The sequence below is a fragment of the Aliamphritea spongicola genome (genome assembly GCF_017051665.1).
Taxonomy (GTDB): Bacteria; Pseudomonadota; Gammaproteobacteria; order Pseudomonadales; family Balneatricaceae; genus Amphritea; species Amphritea spongicola.
Genome location: NZ_JAFIDL010000088.1, coordinates 1 through 290 on the forward strand (window position 1 = coordinate 1; position 290 = coordinate 290).

The following is a 290-nucleotide window of genomic DNA, read 5'->3' on the forward strand; positions in this document are numbered from 1 at the left end:
GTACGCCTCAACTCGGTGATCCCCGAACAGGCACTACGCAAGGGATTCGGCTACTTCGTCCTACTCATGGGCGCGTTCGTCCTCGCCCAGGAACTGCCCTTCCCGGCCGCGCCGATCATCGGCGGCATCGTCGTGGTCGCCGCCGCGGCTGCGGTGACATGCCTGTTCGGCTTCAAGGACCGCTGCCCCTTGCGATCCTCCACGCCCCAGGTCGCCGCCACGGCGGCCTGACGGCGGTACCACCGCACACCGGTTCATCACCTCGACCGCACGGCTGCCCGGCCGTGCGG

At 69.3% G+C, this 290-nt stretch carries 1 protein-coding gene; it reads left to right on the forward strand.

Annotation, left to right across the window (positions count from 1 at the left end):
* The coding region (locus JYB63_RS22860) for a hypothetical protein (RefSeq protein ID WP_205660219.1) at positions 1 to 231 on the forward strand (231 nt) is incomplete at its 5' end.
* Between the last annotated feature and the right edge of the window lie 59 nt (positions 232 to 290).